13 protein-coding genes are annotated in these 15,983 nt (G+C 44.9%); 3 read left to right on the top strand and 10 right to left on the bottom strand.

From position 1 onward, the window contains the following. Window positions 1–39: 39 nt before the first annotated feature. The gene (locus tag AB6D93_RS21705) at window positions 40–1,449 is read left to right on the top strand and encodes an amidohydrolase (protein ID WP_102333446.1); all 1,410 of its coding nucleotides are present in this window, start codon (window positions 40–42) and stop codon (window positions 1,447–1,449) included. Window positions 1,450–1,577: 128 nt separating this feature from the next. On the opposite strand, the gene motX is transcribed toward AB6D93_RS21705, so the two are convergent. Both motX and AB6D93_RS21695 read right to left on the bottom strand, forming a co-directional pair. Beyond that, window positions 1,578–2,213, bottom strand: a complete 636-nt coding sequence (gene motX / locus AB6D93_RS21700; RefSeq protein ID WP_102333445.1) for a flagellar protein MotX — start codon at window positions 2,211–2,213, stop codon at window positions 1,578–1,580. Between the two features lie 298 nt (window positions 2,214–2,511). Then, entirely contained in the window at window positions 2,512–3,828 is a 1,317-nt protein-coding gene (locus tag AB6D93_RS21695; protein ID WP_010434108.1) for an adenylosuccinate synthase, read from the bottom strand. A 171-nt stretch (window positions 3,829–3,999) separates the two neighbouring features. Here AB6D93_RS21695 and AB6D93_RS21690 point away from each other — a divergent pair, with 171 nt between their 5' ends. Beyond that, window positions 4,000–4,188, top strand: a complete 189-nt coding sequence (locus AB6D93_RS21690; RefSeq protein ID WP_010434105.1) for a DUF2065 domain-containing protein — start codon at window positions 4,000–4,002, stop codon at window positions 4,186–4,188. A 172-nt stretch (window positions 4,189–4,360) separates the two neighbouring features. Here AB6D93_RS21690 and hflC read toward each other — a convergent pair whose 3' ends face one another. The 8 genes from hflC to tsaE form a co-directional block, all read right to left on the bottom strand. After that, window positions 4,361–5,338 (bottom strand): protease modulator HflC, encoded by a 978-nt coding sequence (gene hflC / locus AB6D93_RS21685; protein ID WP_017059930.1) that lies wholly within the window; start codon window positions 5,336–5,338, stop codon window positions 4,361–4,363. A gap of 2 nt (window positions 5,339–5,340) precedes the next feature. Next, complete coding sequence (gene hflK, locus AB6D93_RS21680) at window positions 5,341–6,543, bottom strand: FtsH protease activity modulator HflK (RefSeq protein WP_017063176.1); 1,203 nt, start codon at window positions 6,541–6,543, stop codon at window positions 5,341–5,343. Window positions 6,544–6,570: 27 nt separating this feature from the next. Then, window positions 6,571–7,878 (bottom strand): ribosome rescue GTPase HflX, encoded by a 1,308-nt coding sequence (gene hflX, locus AB6D93_RS21675; RefSeq protein WP_017059928.1) that lies wholly within the window; start codon window positions 7,876–7,878, stop codon window positions 6,571–6,573. A 44-nt stretch (window positions 7,879–7,922) separates the two neighbouring features. Continuing rightward, the gene (gene hfq, locus AB6D93_RS21670; RefSeq protein ID WP_017059927.1) at window positions 7,923–8,186 is read right to left on the bottom strand and encodes an RNA chaperone Hfq; all 264 of its coding nucleotides are present in this window, start codon (window positions 8,184–8,186) and stop codon (window positions 7,923–7,925) included. Window positions 8,187–8,379: 193 nt separating this feature from the next. Further along, window positions 8,380–9,312, bottom strand: a complete 933-nt coding sequence (gene miaA, locus AB6D93_RS21665; RefSeq protein WP_017059926.1) for a tRNA (adenosine(37)-N6)-dimethylallyltransferase MiaA — start codon at window positions 9,310–9,312, stop codon at window positions 8,380–8,382. Window positions 9,313–9,409: 97 nt separating this feature from the next. Beyond that, window positions 9,410–11,620, bottom strand: a complete 2,211-nt coding sequence (mutL, locus tag AB6D93_RS21660; RefSeq protein WP_102333444.1) for a DNA mismatch repair endonuclease MutL — start codon at window positions 11,618–11,620, stop codon at window positions 9,410–9,412. Window positions 11,621–11,722: 102 nt separating this feature from the next. Continuing rightward, the gene (locus AB6D93_RS21655) at window positions 11,723–13,438 is read right to left on the bottom strand and encodes an N-acetylmuramoyl-L-alanine amidase (RefSeq protein WP_102333443.1); all 1,716 of its coding nucleotides are present in this window, start codon (window positions 13,436–13,438) and stop codon (window positions 11,723–11,725) included. Continuing rightward, the gene (gene tsaE / locus AB6D93_RS21650) at window positions 13,432–13,896 is read right to left on the bottom strand and encodes a tRNA (adenosine(37)-N6)-threonylcarbamoyltransferase complex ATPase subunit type 1 TsaE (protein ID WP_004735870.1); all 465 of its coding nucleotides are present in this window, start codon (window positions 13,894–13,896) and stop codon (window positions 13,432–13,434) included. Before tsaE ends, AB6D93_RS21655 begins: the two co-directional genes overlap by 7 nt. 240 nt (window positions 13,897–14,136) lie before the next feature. On the opposite strand from tsaE, the gene queG reads away from it, so the two are divergent. Then, window positions 14,137–15,315: a tRNA epoxyqueuosine(34) reductase QueG gene (gene queG, locus AB6D93_RS21645; RefSeq protein ID WP_102333442.1), complete on the top strand. Its 1,179-nt coding sequence runs from the start codon at window positions 14,137–14,139 to the stop codon at window positions 15,313–15,315. Window positions 15,316–15,983 lie beyond the last annotated feature (668 nt).

Below are 15,983 nucleotides of genomic sequence, written 5' to 3'. Positions count from 1 at the left end.
TTATCCACGCACTTTACCAACTCCTGTTCTGGGTATGATATGAAACTAAAACGCACTTTATTGGCTTCAGCTATGGCGAGCCTAGCGCTGTTCCCATTCGCAAGTTCGGCAATGGAAAAGGCTGACCTGATGATTACCGATGCGATGGTTCTAACCATGAACCAAGACAAAACGGTTTATGAAAGCGGTACTGTTGTCGTCAAAGACAACAAAATCATTGCGGTTGGTGATGCTTCACTAGAGAAGCAGTACCAAGCTAAGCAAGAGTTAGACGTTGATGGCGATATCGTTATGCCAGGTCTCATCAATACCCATACTCATGTATCAATGACAGTTTTCCGTTCGTTAGCCGATGATGTGCCAGATCGCCTGCACCGTTACATCTTTCCGCTAGAGAAGAAGCTAGTATCGCGAGACATGGTACGCATTGGTGCGAACCTAGGTAACGTTGAAATGGTGAAAGGCGGTGTGACAACTTACGCCGACATGTACTACTTCGAAGATGAAGTCGCAAAAACCGTCGATAAGATCGGTATGCGTGCCATCCTAGGTGAAACGGTGATTAAGTTCCCTGTAGCCGATGCGGCCAACGCCGAAGAAGGCATTAAGTACGCGTTGAACTTCATTGAAGAATACAAAGATCACCCACGCATCACACCAGCGTTTGCACCGCATGCGCCTTACACCAACACCACAGAGATCCTGCAGAAAATATCTAAGCTCTCCCTAGAGTTAGATGTTCCAGTAATGATTCACCTTGCAGAATCACACCGTGAAGAAGAGAAAATCGCAGAGCGTTCTGATGGATTGTCCCCGGTTCAATACATGGACAGCATTGGCGCACTCAACAAGAACTTGGTGGGTGCACACATGATCCTTGTTGACGATCATGATATCGAACTGGTGAAGAAATCGGATATGGGCGTGGCTCATAACATGAGTGCTAACATCAAGTCAGCAAAAGGCGTATCACCTGCGCTTAAGATGTATGACGAAAACGTGCGTATCGGTTTAGGTACTGATGGCCCAATGTCTGGTAACACACTGAGCACCATTGATGAATTCAACCAAGTCGCTAAGGTTCACAAGTTAGTTAACAAAGATCGTGCTGCGATGCCGCCGATCAAAGTGATCGACATGGCGACCATGGGCGCAGCAAAAGCGCTGCACATGGAAGATAAGATCGGCTCTCTTGAAGCAGGCAAACTGGCTGACATCATAGTGATCGATACTAAGGCGCCAAATATGGTTCCGGTCTACAACCCATACTCAGCACTGGTGTACTCAGCTAACTCAGGCAATGTTCGTCATTCCATCGTTGATGGCAAGATCATCATGCAAGATCGCGACATGCTAACGGTAGACGAAGATAAGATCCGCCAAGAAGCACTCGATTTCACTAAGGTTGTTCGTGAAACGGTAATTGAGTCTGGTGAGGTTGTTCAATAAACTCGCAATCGAATAGCATGACCTCCTAAACGTAAAAAGCCCCGCACTAACTAAATTAGGCGGGGCTTTTTAAGTCTTGTTTCCTGTAACAATGAGTGCAGGGATCATTACAGGCTTCTTGCTCGGTATTACCAGAACACGTCTCGACGTTTTGCTCGAGCAATAATATTGTCTGGCATTCTCTGTTCCAGGCCGCTACGAAGCACAGTGATACGTCTGTGTTGTCTTTGGTCTGCGGTTACCGAGTTATACAACCAACGGTAAGCATCTTCATAATCCAATGGGCTACCGTAGTCACGTAACAAGAGTTCCGCTAAGTGAATGCTCGCACTTAAGTTACCCATAGAGGCCGCTTCACGTAGATACGGAATCGCACGCTCTTGATCTTGTTGTACCAAAGTACCACGAGAGTAATAACGACCTAACTGCTCTAATGCAGCGGGTAAACCTTGATGTGCCGCGTTCTCCATATAGTAAAGGCCAAGCTCTACATCTTGTGGAACACACACACCCCAAGCCAACATATCACCGTATAAAAACTCATAAGAAGGCAAGCTAATACGCGTTGCGCGAGCAACGATATCTTCAACTAACTGGCACTTATCAGCTTTCACTCGCTCTAGATGTTGATTATTTTCGATTAAATTAATCAGTTCAGCTTCTGTATATATTGGAACGGGCTCTCCCACATCAGCCAAATTTGCCTGACTCAAGGGTGAGCTCAGTGCCATTATCAATGAAGCTGCCACAATTCGTAGCTTCATACCTGCACTCTATTATCTGTCGCTAAAGTTATCTATTGAGGAATGCAGAGGATTTCTACACGCACAAAACAGGGTGAACTTCACTTTCCATGATATCTGTATCGGCAATAACCCCGACGGCTTTAGACAAAACTTGCCGCTAATGGGCAATATTTTGCCTGATGACGCTTAAAAGATCACCATCAAAGAGTGAACGGCTAAATTGCAGGTATTAAAAAGCCGACTTAATAAAGTCGGCTTTTAGAAAACTATTTTATTATCAAAGCACTGTTCGTGCCTGGTAATCACTCAGCAGGCATTATGCGCCGTATGGGTGAACCTTGATGATAGTTTCGTTACGATCTGGGCCAGTTGATACGATATCAATTGGAACGCCAGTTAGGTCTTCGATACGCTTGATGTAATCTAGAGCAGCTTGTGGAAGCGCGTCGATAGATTTAGCACCAAATGTGTTTTCAGACCAACCAGGCATTGTTTCGTAGATTGGCGTCGCTTCTTCGAATGACTCAGCAGCCATTGGAGAAACTTCTAGGATAGAACCATCTTTCATCTTGTAACCAGTACAGATTTTTAGTTCTTCTAGGCCATCTAGAACGTCTAGTTTAGTTAGACACATACCAGATAGAGAGTTGATTTGGATTGCACGACGCATAGCAACAGCATCGAACCAACCAGTACGACGTAGACGACCAGTTGTTGCGCCAAACTCGTGACCAACATCGCCTAGGTGTTTACCAACTGGGTCTTGCTTCTCAAGGCCATCGTATAGCTCAGTAGGGAATGGACCTGAACCAACACGAGTACAGTAAGCCTTAGTAATACCAAGGATGTAACCGATGTGACGAGGACCGAAACCAGAACCTGCAGCAACACCACCAGCAGTCGTGTTAGAAGACGTTACGTATGGGTAAGTACCGTGGTCGATATCTAGTAGCGTACCTTGAGCACCTTCGAACATGATCTTGTCGCCGCGCTTACGTGCTGCGTCTAGTTCGTCAGTTACGTCGATAACCATCGCAGTTAACATATCTGCGTAGCTCATCGCTTGCTCAAGAACTTCTTCGTAGCTTACTGTTTCAGCTTTGTAGAAGTGCTCTAGTTGGAAGTTGTGGAATTCCATCACTTCTTTTAGCTTCTCAGCAAATGCTTCTTTATCGAAAAGGTCGCCAACGCGTAGACCGCGACGAGCAACTTTATCTTCGTAAGCAGGACCGATACCACGACCCGTTGTACCGATAGCTTTAGCGCCACGAGCGATTTCACGCGCGTTGTCGATTGCAATGTGGTACGGAAGAATTAGAGGACAAGCTTCAGAGATGAAAAGACGTTCACGTACTGGAATACCGCGATCTTCAAGAGGCTTCATTTCTTTTAGAAGTGCGTCAGGCGATAATACTACACCGTTACCAATAACACATTTAACGTTATTACGTAGGATGCCTGATGGAATTAAGTGAAGAACGGTTTTTTCACCGTCAATTACAAGTGTGTGACCTGCATTGTGACCGCCTTGGTAGCGAACCACGTATTTTGCATCTTCAGTTAAAAGGTCAACGATTTTACCTTTACCTTCATCACCCCATTGGGTGCCTAGAACGACTACGTTATTTCCCATCTTTCCAATTTCTGTTGCTAATTAAAAATGGATTCTAGCACTGAATCACACTTCTTGCAGTCACTTTTTGTTCATAAACGTTAACGCTGTACAAAAATAAACCAGCCATAACTGGGGCAGATGTGTAAAGATACTGATATCATTGCTTTTTTACAGACAAAAGGCAGAACCATGTCTCAATCAATTTGGCTCGCTATTGGGCTCGTACTTATTGTGGAAGGGCTCGGCCCCTTGATTGCACCCAATGGCTGGAGAAACATGGTCGCGCAACTGAGCGAGCAACCAGACACGCAACTGCGCCGCATTGGAGGCTGTCTTGTGGTGGCTGGAGCGGTTATCGCTTTCATGACCTACCGCTAGGTTTCTATAAGTAGAACGCTGTTAAGCGCCTTCCCTCGCGCCCCAATAGTGAATCCACAAACATGTCTCCTCCTGAAAGAAGTCATAGAAAACAAAAAGGCTCCCACAATGGGAGCCTTTTAAGTTTTAACGTATTTTGCTTATTAAGCTAAGCATTCGCTAACGCATCAGCTTATTTTGCTGGAGCGCCGCTTGCTTGATTCATGTATTGGAAGAAGTCAGTCTTCGGATCCAGTACTAGAATGTCGCTCTTATCGCTAAATGATGTCTCATAAGCTTGCAATGAACGCATGAAGCCGTAGAACTCAGGATCTTTGCTGAACGCATCAGAGTAGATCTTCGCTGCTTCTGCATCCGCATCACCACGAGTGATTCGAGCTGTACGGTCAGCTTCAGCAAGAACTGTTGCCACTTCTAGCTCAGCTTGAGCACGGATAACTTCCGCTTTCTCACGACCTTGAGAACGGTGTCTACGAGCAACCGATTCACGTTCTGCACGCATACGGCGGTAGATAGATTCACTGATTTCGTCAGGAAGGTTAATCTTCTTCATACGAAAATCAACAACTTCAACACCTAAATCAGCCATCGCACTTTCTGCCGTTCCAGACAAAACGTTTTCCATGATCTTATCGCGTTCGCCATCAACTTCTAGTGCTTCTGCAGCCGCTACCGTTGTGACGACTTCACTATCAGCAGAGTCTGGCAGGATGTCCTTGTTACGAGGGCCTGACACGATCTGCTTAATTTCACGAGAACCAATTTCAGAACGAAGAACATCTGTCACTTTACGCTCAAGAAGTGCTTCTGCCGTCATGATATTACCGCCACCGGTACTCAGATAGAAACGTCCAAAATCAGCAATACGCCATTTTGCGTAAGTATCAATTAGAACGTCTTTTTTCTCTGATGTTACGAAACGGTCAGAACGGCCATCCATCGTTTGAATACGAGCATCAAGTACTTTTACGCGATCAAACATCGGTAGTTTAAAGTGCAGACCTGGTTCATAGATTCGTGATACGCCGTTGTCATCGAGAACTCGACCAAAACGAATTACCATGCCACGCTCACCTTCTTGAATCACAAACACTGACATCAATAGAAGGGCAATCGTCACAACTAATACAGGGATCATTAATTTACGCATTATTAGTATCTCCCTTGGCGTGAACTGTCTGAACGAGTTTGAGTGCTAGGCTTTGGATCCGCTTGAGTTTCTAACTCAATTTGATCGTAAGTTGATGATGCTTTTGCAGGGCGAGAGCCCGACTGAGAACCACCTTGTGCGCCTAGCTTATCAATTGGTAGGTATAGCAAGTTACCGCTTGATTCAGAATCAATCAGGACTTTCGATGTGCTTGAGTACACTTTTTCCATTGTATCTAGGTACATACGGTTACGTGTTACTTCAGGAGCAGCTTGGTATTCAGGTAGCAGTTTCTCGAATTGAGCAACTTGACCTAGAGCACCATTAACTGTGCGCTCTGAGTAACCCACCGCTTCTTTCTTCAAACGCTCAGCACGACCTGTTGCTTTTGGAAGAATGTCATTTCGGTAAGCTTCAGCTTCACGCTCGAAACGCTCTTCATCCTCACGAGCCGCGATAGCATCATCAAATGCATCTTTCACTTGCTCAGGTGGACGTGCTGACTGGAAGTTCACATCAACAATCAGAATACCCATATCGTAGCTATCAATAATACGGTTCAACGTTTCTTGAGTGCTTTGACGAATCTGCTGACGACCACTTGTCAGGATACTATCCATTAGTGAGTCACCAATTACCGCACGAAGCGCGGAATCGGTTGCTTGGCGTAAACTGTCGTCTGCATTCGTTACACGATACAAGTACTTGTATGGGTCAGAAACACGGTATTGAACACCCATTTCAACGGTCACAACGTTTTCATCTTTCGTTAGCATCGTGCCAGCAGCACGTAGAGAACGAATCGCTTGAACGTTTACTAGTTGCTCATCACTGATTTCATCGATGAAGCGTGGGTGCCAGTTAAGACCAGGTTCTTCTATACGGTCGAACTGACCCAGTCGAAGTACTACTGCTCTTTCTGCTTCGCCAACAGTGTAGAAACCAGCGAAGAACCAGATAGCAATAGCAATAACGGCAATGACACCAAAGCCAATTGCACCGCCACCACCAATAGATGGCCCGTTACCGTTGCCACCCTTTTTACCAAACTTGCCACCTAACTTTTGACTTAGTTTATTAAACACTTCGTCTAGATCTGGCGGTCCTTGATCTCGGCCGCCGCGATTATTTTTATTACCCCAAGGGTCATTATCGCGGCCGTTATTATCGCCGTTGTTGTTATTTCCAGGCTCATTCCACGCCATTAGAAAGCTCCATCATTTGATATGACGTTATACTGTAGCAGTCTCTTTGGTAACGATAAAGTCACCTAAGAGCGCCCCTTCTCTTTTTTCAAGTTTAGACCAATCTATTTGTTGCATTCGGATATCTATCAACAAGTTACCATTTTCATCATACTCTTCCTGTTGAATACATTTCATCTCGAAGAATAAGCTGCGAATGCGACCCTGATGTTGATGTGGAATACACAACCGGAATTGAACCATCTGGCTAGCTAAACGCTCAGTTAAAGCTTCAAACAGTAGCTCAATACCTTCTCCTTCCATTGCAGAAACCCAAACAGCGCGAGGTGCGCCCTCTTCGTCTCTTTCAATTCGAGGTTTTTGGTCTTCCATGCAGTCAATTTTGTTCATGACTACAAGGGTTGGCACTTCATGAGCATCGATTTCTTCTAATACTTCATGAACAGCCTGAATGTTCTCACGAAAACGGTCATCACTGGCATCAACAACATGTAACAAAATGTCAGCTTCCTGCGTCTCTTGTAATGTTGCCTTGAACGCAGCGACCAAGTCGTGTGGTAGATGACGGATAAAACCTACGGTATCTGCGAGAATTGCAGGCCCGACATCTGCCAAATCAATCTTACGTAGTGTTGGGTCTAGGGTTGCAAACAGTTGGTCTGCCGCATAAACACCAGCACTTGTGATGCGATTGAAAAGTGTTGATTTCCCTGCGTTGGTATAACCAACCAAAGAAATTGTTGGGATTTCAGCTCGATTACGAGCACGTCGTCCTTGTTCACGCTGTTTAGCAACTTTCGCTAAACGACGTAGTATTGCCTTTATACGGTCACGCAACAAACGTCGATCGGTTTCCAGTTGAGTTTCACCTGGACCACGAAGACCAATACCACCTTTCTGCCTTTCAAGGTGAGTCCAACCACGAATCAATCGGGTAGAGATATGACGAAGCTGAGCGAGCTCAACTTGTAGCTTACCTTCATGAGTTCGCGCACGTTGTGCAAAAATATCTAAGATCAAACCCGTGCGATCAATCACACGACATTTACACAATTGCTCGAGATTTCGCTCTTGGGCAGGAGAGAGAGAGTGATTAAAAATCACAATTTCAGCACCGGTTAGCTGAACAGCTTGTGCGATTTCTAGGGCTTTACCTTCTCCAACGTAGTATTTAGGGAGTGGGGATTGTCGGCTACCAGTAATCACTTGTAGCGTTTCTACCCCCGCAGAGGAGACCAGCATTTCACATTCGCTTAGGTCTTCCCATTCTCCCTCTTGCGTGAAGTTGATATGAACAAGTACGGCTCGCTCGCCGGATTCATAACGGTCAAACAAGCAACCAACTCCTTATTACAGCGCAAGCTGTATCAATTGAACGATTAATCTTCAGTCTTCTCTGGACGATCAGATGGCGTGCGTTGCTCGCCGCTGTGGTGACTAACTGCGCGAGCAGGTACCACAGTAGAAATCGCATGCTTGTAAACCATTTGGTTTACTGTGTTCTTCAATAAGATCACGAATTGATCGAAAGACTCGATCTGACCTTGCAGCTTAATGCCGTTAACAAGATAGATAGAGACTGGAATGCGCTCACGACGGAGTGCATTTAGGAATGGGTCTTGTAGCGATTGCCCCTTAGCCATTTTATTTTCCTTATTTGTATTTTGTTGTAATTATTTAGCTAGTGGTGCACAAAAAGGTGCGGCCTTTGCATCTGAGCTAAATGAATAAAAAAACTCCGTTGTTATTGAAAGGCTGTGATTTTTTAAAAGCCTCAATAACGGATCCTTTCCAGAGTATATTCACGCAAAAGCGATCACATTATACACAGCAATACTAATCAGATGCTATTGCATCTGAAAGAGTTTCTAACGCTTGATCAATGTTTTCGCTATCTAACCAAGTTAAATCATCCCAACTGCGCAACCAGGTGATTTGTCGCTTGGCCAACTGACGGGTTGCACAGACACCACGGAAAACCGCTTCGTCTAAATCACAATTACCGTCTAAATAATCCCACATCTGCCTATAACCAACGCATCGGATCGATGGCAGTTCAGGGTGAAGATCTTCTCTGGCGTACAACGCCTTCATTTCATCTTCAAACCCAGCTTCTATCATCTTCTCGAAACGCAGCTCAATGCGGCGATGGAGTTCAGTCCTTTCCTTGGGAGCTATTGCAAATTGTTTTACACGAAATGGCAGGCTATCGCCTTTCGTTTGAGTTAGCTCTGTTAATGTTTTACCCGAAATTCGGTAAACTTCCAATGCCCTTGAAAGCCTTTGTGGATCATTTGGGTGTATTCTTTCAGCGGATACGGGATCAATCTCTCTTAATTGATCGTGCAATGCCTGCCAACCTTGTTCGATAGATTCCGCTTCAATCTGCTTACGAATCTCTTGATCCGCTGCTGGTAATGGCGATAAACCTTCCAACAATGCTTTGTAGTAAAGCATTGTGCCACCAACAAGTAGCGGAATTTTGCCTTCCGCTACAATCTTATTCATTTCATTGATCGCATCACGACGAAAATCTGCCGCAGAATACGCTTCGCTTGGATCCAAAATATCAATCAAGCGATGAGGCGCGAGCTCAAGCTCTTCCGCATCCGGTTTAGCGGTACCAATATCCATGTCTTTGTAGATCAATGCCGAATCGACGCTGATGATCTCTACAGGGTATTTCTGACGTAAGCGGATAGCTAAATCTGTTTTTCCTGACGCCGTTGGGCCCATTAAAAACAACGCTAAAGGTAATTTTTCAGTCATGATATTTTGTATTTGCTTCTCTGTTTTAGCGCTTTTTAGCAAAGGGCTTTGTGTCGCGACGTATTCAGCTAAAAAGACAAAGGTCGTCGCGAAAAAATTAAACCGTAAACGCGGCTATAGTCGCTGAAAAGTCGATAGGATTAACAAACTCTGGATCATCTAATGGAAGTAGACCATGCCAAAGTTGTTCTAGTTCCCCAACTAGTTGAACCGCTTCAGATAAAGTGTAGTCGCTTTTTACTTGTGCGGTTTGAATCCCGATCCAGTTAACCAAAGCTGACAACATGTCATTAGGTTGCTTCACTGCACCCTGGGCATTTATTGAAGCCGCGTAAGATAACAGATCTGGGATCAAAATTTGTAAGTTTTGCTGCCTTAAAGGAGAAGGTACGCCCATCACCATTACCGCCTCACTGTTTCGCGCCTTAAGCTCAATCCCCAGTAATGCCAGTGTTTGGCTCAACGCCTTCGCAACTTCGACAAGCTCACTGCCAAGCTTAATCGATAAGGGCACCAATAGTGGTTGGCTTTTTAACGCCCCCCCTCGAGTATCAAGCTGACCAACAACACGCAACAATTCAGCCTTAGCCAAAGAAACCAACACACTGCCGTTCTTATTACCCATCACCAGATACTGACGTTCCACAATCGAGACGGCTTTGCCCAAGTCAGTTACAGGTGCTCTTGGCTTCGAGTTAACGGGATTCTGTTGGGCAGGCTTAGCTTCTGTTGGCGCTGTTTGTGCCACCTGTTCTTGAGGAGGGGTGAGATCCACGGTGTGCTCATCAAAGTCTGGCGTTTTTAAAAGCTCTTTATAGGCCTTAACTTCGCGCTTTGAGGGCGCGGGTTCAGCATGATGTTGGTTGGGTTCTTTTTCTTTTCTCGGAACAGGTCGAGACTCTATCCACTCTTGGCGAGGAGAACCGGTAAAACTGGTTTCACGAGCCGACGAGCCTGTGCTAGCTGAACTCATCTTAGTTGACGAATCTAAGTTGGTTGAAGAGCTTCTGCTAGACGATGAACCTCGGTTTTCTGGTGAGCTATAGTGCTGACCGCCATCATTAACGCTGTGCTGAGAGTTATCATAAACCTGCTCAGATTCGGCTTTTCTTGGGTAGGCTGGCGTCTGCTCAATCGCATGTCGCACTATTTCAGAAACCTGCGATTGTTCCGAATGAGCTGGGGTATCGCTTTCTGGAGCGCTAAAACTCGTCGTCTCTTCCACTTCAGGCACCGAACTATCCTGTTGATAATTAGGGGCTTCTGATTGGTGGAAAGCGGATTGATTAATAGGCGCCGCATCAATCTGCTTGCTCTGTGCTAAACCGTCACTCAATGCTTGGTAAATAAAGTCATGCACAAGGCGAGCTTGATGGAAACGTACTTCATGTTTGGCAGGGTGAACATTCACGTCGACTTGATGCGGGTCTAGCTCAATGAACAACACATAAGTTGCAAATTGGTCTGGGCGTAGGCTGGTCTCATAGCTTTGACGAATCGCATGATTGATCAGCTTGTCTCGCATCATACGACCGTTCACATAGCAGTATTGTAGATCGCTTTGTTGTCTTGCTCCTTCTGGCGTGGTGATCCAGCCATGAAGTTTTAGACCTTGATGTTCTAGCTCAATCTTAAGCATATGACGAACAAAAGGATTGCCACATACCGCTGCGATGCGCTTTTCTGCTTGAACTTGTGTTTTGGCAGCGCGGTACTGACGAATCATTTTACCGTTATGACGAAGGTTGATCGTCACATCAAAGCGACTCAATGCGATGCGTTTAAGCAGTTCATCAATATGGGTGAATTCAGTTTTCTCGGTGCGTAAGAATTTGCGGCGTGCTGGCGTATTAAAGAACAGGTCCAACACCTCAACCGAAGTGCCAATAGGATGCGCCGCAGGCTGCAGTTTCACCTGCATATCACGGCCTTCACTGTGTGCTGCCCAAGCTTGATCTTGAGTGGCAGGGCGTGACGTCATGGTTAAGCGCGCAACCGAGCTAATACTCGCCAGCGCTTCACCACGAAAACCAAGGCTGACGATAGCCTCAAGGTCATCAAGGGTATGGATTTTGGAGGTAGCATGGCGGCTCAGTGCTAAGGCAAGCTCATCTTTTACGATGCCCTTACCATTGTCACGAACGCGGATCATCTTGGCGCCACCTTTCTCGATATCAATATCGATACGAGTGGCACCCGAATCCAAACTGTTCTCAACCAACTCTTTTACAACAGAAGCGGGTCTTTCTACCACCTCACCCGCTGCGATTTGGTTAGCTAACCGAGCTGGCAGTATTTTGATCGTCATATTAATTGCTACCTTACTGCCATTGATGGAAACGCTGTTACGTTTGCACTAGTTCTTCTTTTTTAACATTGATATACCTGAAGCCGCTTAGTATTCCCAAGGCTACTTGTGAGGAATAATCAACACTTGGCCGATAGCCAGGCTGTCAGATTTTAACTTATTCGCTTGGCGAATGCTGTTGACGCTCACGCCGTATTTCGAAGCTATCTTGCCAAGGTAATCACCTCTTGCAACTTTGTGTTTGCGCAGAGGAACATCTTTAACTTCAACCGTAATACGTAACTTTTGGCCTACTCTCACCGTCTCTGATTTCAAACGGTTCTCACGTTTAATATCAGCCACCGACACTTTATAGCGGCTGGCGATCTTACCTAGGTACTCTCCAGACTTAACCGTGTGAGTGATGGTCTTCGTTTTAACCGCACTGCTTGATGATGAAGTTGAAGCACTGCCTGGAATCTTAAGTACTTGACCAATTGCTAGGCTGCTCGATTTCAGATTGTTGAACTTCATCAACGTCTGTGTCGACGTACCATACTTGCTCGCAATCACAGACAAAGACTCACCACGAGAGACTTTATGTTGGCTCACGCTGCCCGTTGATGACGTTGCGTTAGACAAGATAATCCCTTCAGGCGGGTTAGCCTTCAAATACTTAACCACCGCTTTAGTCACTGCTCGTGCCAATTTATCTTGGTGCGAACGTTGGAAAAGAAGCTTCTCTTCCGTCGGATTCGAAATAAAACCTGTCTCTACCAGTACTGATGGGATCTGTGGTGAACGTAATACTGCTAAGCTGGTGTTAATCGGCTTGCTATTGTGCAGTTTCGCAACCTTACCCATTTCAGACAGAATTGCCGTTGCCAGTTTGTAGCCCTCTTTTTGAGAGTGGCTAAACTGCAAATCAAGCAGGGTTTGGTTTACGTTCTTATCATCAATATTGCTTGTGAACGCTGCACCGCTACCACCAAGCAATTCAGACTGTTTCTCTTTATTCTCAATCCAACGAGAGATCTCTGTATTTGCGCGTCGAGTGTTCAATACAAACACTGAACCACCTCTTGGTTGAGGCGTCGTAAAGGCGTCGGCGTGAATAGAGATCAACAGGTGAGCTTCATTCTCTCGAGCAATCGCAACACGTCGATTCAGGTTCACAAAGTAATCAGCATTACGAGTCATACGAGTTTTGATCCCCGGGACCGCATTCAGTTGAGCTGCTAACTTCTTAGAAATACTCAGAGTCGCGTTTTTTTCGTATTTACGCGTAGGACCAATCGAACCTGGGTCTTCACCACCGTGGCCAGGATCAATCACAATTAGAATATCTTTCTGGCGCTTAACCTGATTAATGTTCTTACTTACCGTTGGCTTACTCGGTGTCGATGTCGCTTTACTTGCCGCACCATGAGGTAAGTCGATCACCAAACGGTGTCCATACTGACCACCTGGGGTCGGGCTCAGTTTGAATAATTCTGCTTTAGACGACTTCTTTAACTCAAAAACCAAGCGATAGGTGTTTTTGTCTGGCGGTGAGCTCTTACGAATCTTAGATAGAACAGGGCTGTCTTTCACCTCGACCGGTAACTTAGTCGCAAGACTGGTATTTTTTAAATCAACCACTAAGCGACTCGGGCTACTCAGGGTGAAATAGCTAAAGTCCGCTTCTGATTTTAAGTCGATAACCACACGAGTTTCTTCTGGAGAAGGCCAAACCCTTAAACTTTTCAGTGAGTTTGCAGAAACAAGTGAAGAAAACAGTATAGAAAAAACAGCAGCCATCATGGCCACTGTTGAAATAAGGCGTTTAGAAATCAACATAACTCCAACTGACTAAGTAAGCGCTGTCCGTATTCACTATTAGCGGTTAAAGAAACAATACGGTGATCGTCTTGGTAACGAATATCAATATCCAAATCGGCTTCTGGTAGCATCCCATAACCTTTCTCAGGCCATTCAACCAAACAGATAGCATCCGGAGTAAAGTAGTCACGAATTCCCATAAACTCTAACTCTTCAGGATCGGCTAGGCGATAAAGGTCAAAGTGGTACACCTGCCAATCTGCAAGTTGATAAGGTTCAACTAGAGTATACGTTGGGCTCTTTACATTTCCTTGATGGCCAAGCGCTTTTACAAAGCCACGACTAAAGGTCGTTTTGCCTGCGCCAAGATCACCATGCAGATAAATAGTCGTCTGCTGTGAGCAAAGATTAGAAAGCTCCGTTCCTAATTGAATCGTTGCTTGTTCATCTTTCAAAGTAAATTGTTTCGTGCTCATGAATACGTTCTCTAAAAATCGATCGTTGACTATATAAAAATCAAAAGAACAAGAATAGTAAACCGTGATGCTTTTGGGAGACAAGCACTCAAGTGTAAGTTCTATGAAAAATACTGCTCAAAACGCGTCTGTTCTGGTCAACACCACTAAGATCCGTTAAGATCCGCCCCCATTTTTGCCGAACCTAATTTTAATTAGCCTTATCTCTAATTGTAAAACAGAGAAAATAAGAAATAAGCCATGAATCTAGACCATCTTGCTGAAAAAATTAAAATCTGGGGAAAAGAGCTGGGCTTTCAAAAAGTTGGCATCTGCGATGTTGATTTAAGTGAACACGAAGCCCCTCTTCAAGCATGGCTAGATGCAGGCAACCACGGCGAAATGGATTGGATGGCTCGACATGGGATGATGCGTGCACGTCCTGATGAACTTCACCCAGGCACAATTCGAGTGATCAGCGCTCGAATGAACTACCTACCACCAGAAGCTCAGTTCGCCTCTAACCTAAGCGATACCACTCAAGGCTACATCAGCCGCTATTCTTTAGGCCGCGACTATCACAAATTGTTCCGTAACCAGTTGAAAAAGCTAGGACAAAGAATTGAAAAAGAGGTCGAGGGTTTAGACTCACGCCCTTTCGTCGATTCAGCGCCCATTTTGGAAAGACCACTCGCTCAAAAAGCAGGGTTGGGCTGGACAGGTAAACACTCATTAATTCTTGATAAAGACGCTGGCTCTTGGTTCTTTCTAGGGGAGCTGTTAGTTAACATCCCTCTTCCCACGGATGAACCCAGTGTTGATGAGTGCGGCAAATGCACCGCATGTATCACTTCTTGCCCAACGGGTGCCATTATTGCTGATGGCGTAGTGGATGCTCGCAAATGTATCTCGTACTTAACCATTGAATATGATGGTGTGATCCCTGAAGAGTATAGAGATGCCATTGGTAACCGTATTTACGGTTGTGATGATTGTCAGTTAGTTTGCCCATGGAACCGTCATGCCGAACTTACAGAACAAACCGACTTTCACCGCAGAGAAGATTTCCAAGAAGCCGATCTGGTTTCACTTTCAAGTTGGGACGAAGCAACCTTCCTAAAGAAAATGGAAGGCTCAGCAATCAGACGTATCGGCCACACCCAGTGGTTACGCAATATCTTTGTTGCGATGGGCAATGCACCATTTCAACAACGCATTATTGAAACCCTGGAGTCTCATCAAGGCAAAAACGAAATGCTTGATGTGCATATTGAGTGGGCTTTGAATAAACAACTACAGCAGTTACCCAACGCTAGCAGTGCGCAAGAAGATAGCTCTACGCAGAAAAATAGCTGTGTGCAAAAAAGTAACAGCAAAATCTCCACCAAAAAGCACAGACTGATACGTATAGTAGAGAAAGGACTACCAAGAGACGCTTAACGCTTTATATACCAATATATGGCAAGCGAGCCCCCACTAACAGTCCAACATTTAAGACAACTCGTTGCACATAATTTTAGAACAATGTTTGACCTTGTTCTCAATTCTAACAATGTGGAAAAAATTCAGAACTCTCGTAAACTTCCGACACCCGAGCAAAGTTAAACACAGTACCGATAAATGATTAAGATCAAAAAACAACAAGTTAACGATCTTTTATTAAATCCAAGATAGGCATCCAACTTGATAAAAAACAACAAGTTACGATCGCTGCAATTCATCTAATATATTGAAAACAAGAAAGATCTTTTAGGGATAGGTAAAGAATTAAGCCTGAAACAACTTTATCAACCAAGTTATCCACACCTAACATTTTGTGGATAAGTCTGTTTATAGATGTGAAAAACCTCAAGTGTCTGCTTCAGAGACCTGATATTTACTAGCATTCCAGTTGCTAAGAAAAATTTAAGACAAAAAAATATCCACCATGATGGAGGATTATTTGCTTTTTTGGGGGGATTATGCTTCGCAGCATTAAAGAAAGAGCGTGACCTTTGTGGTCGCCTTTAAACACAGAGGTTTAAAGTACTTATTAGCTTTTTTAGAAGAAAGCTGGAGCGATACATCGGGTTCGAACCGATGACCTCAACCTTGGCAAGGTTGCGCTC

The sequence above is a fragment of the Vibrio sp. 10N.247.310.23 genome (assembly GCF_041467155.1).
Taxonomy (GTDB): Bacteria; Pseudomonadota; Gammaproteobacteria; order Enterobacterales; family Vibrionaceae; genus Vibrio; species Vibrio crassostreae_C.
Note: the sequence above shows the minus strand (reverse complement) of the source record. Positions and strands in the feature narration are given on the sequence as shown.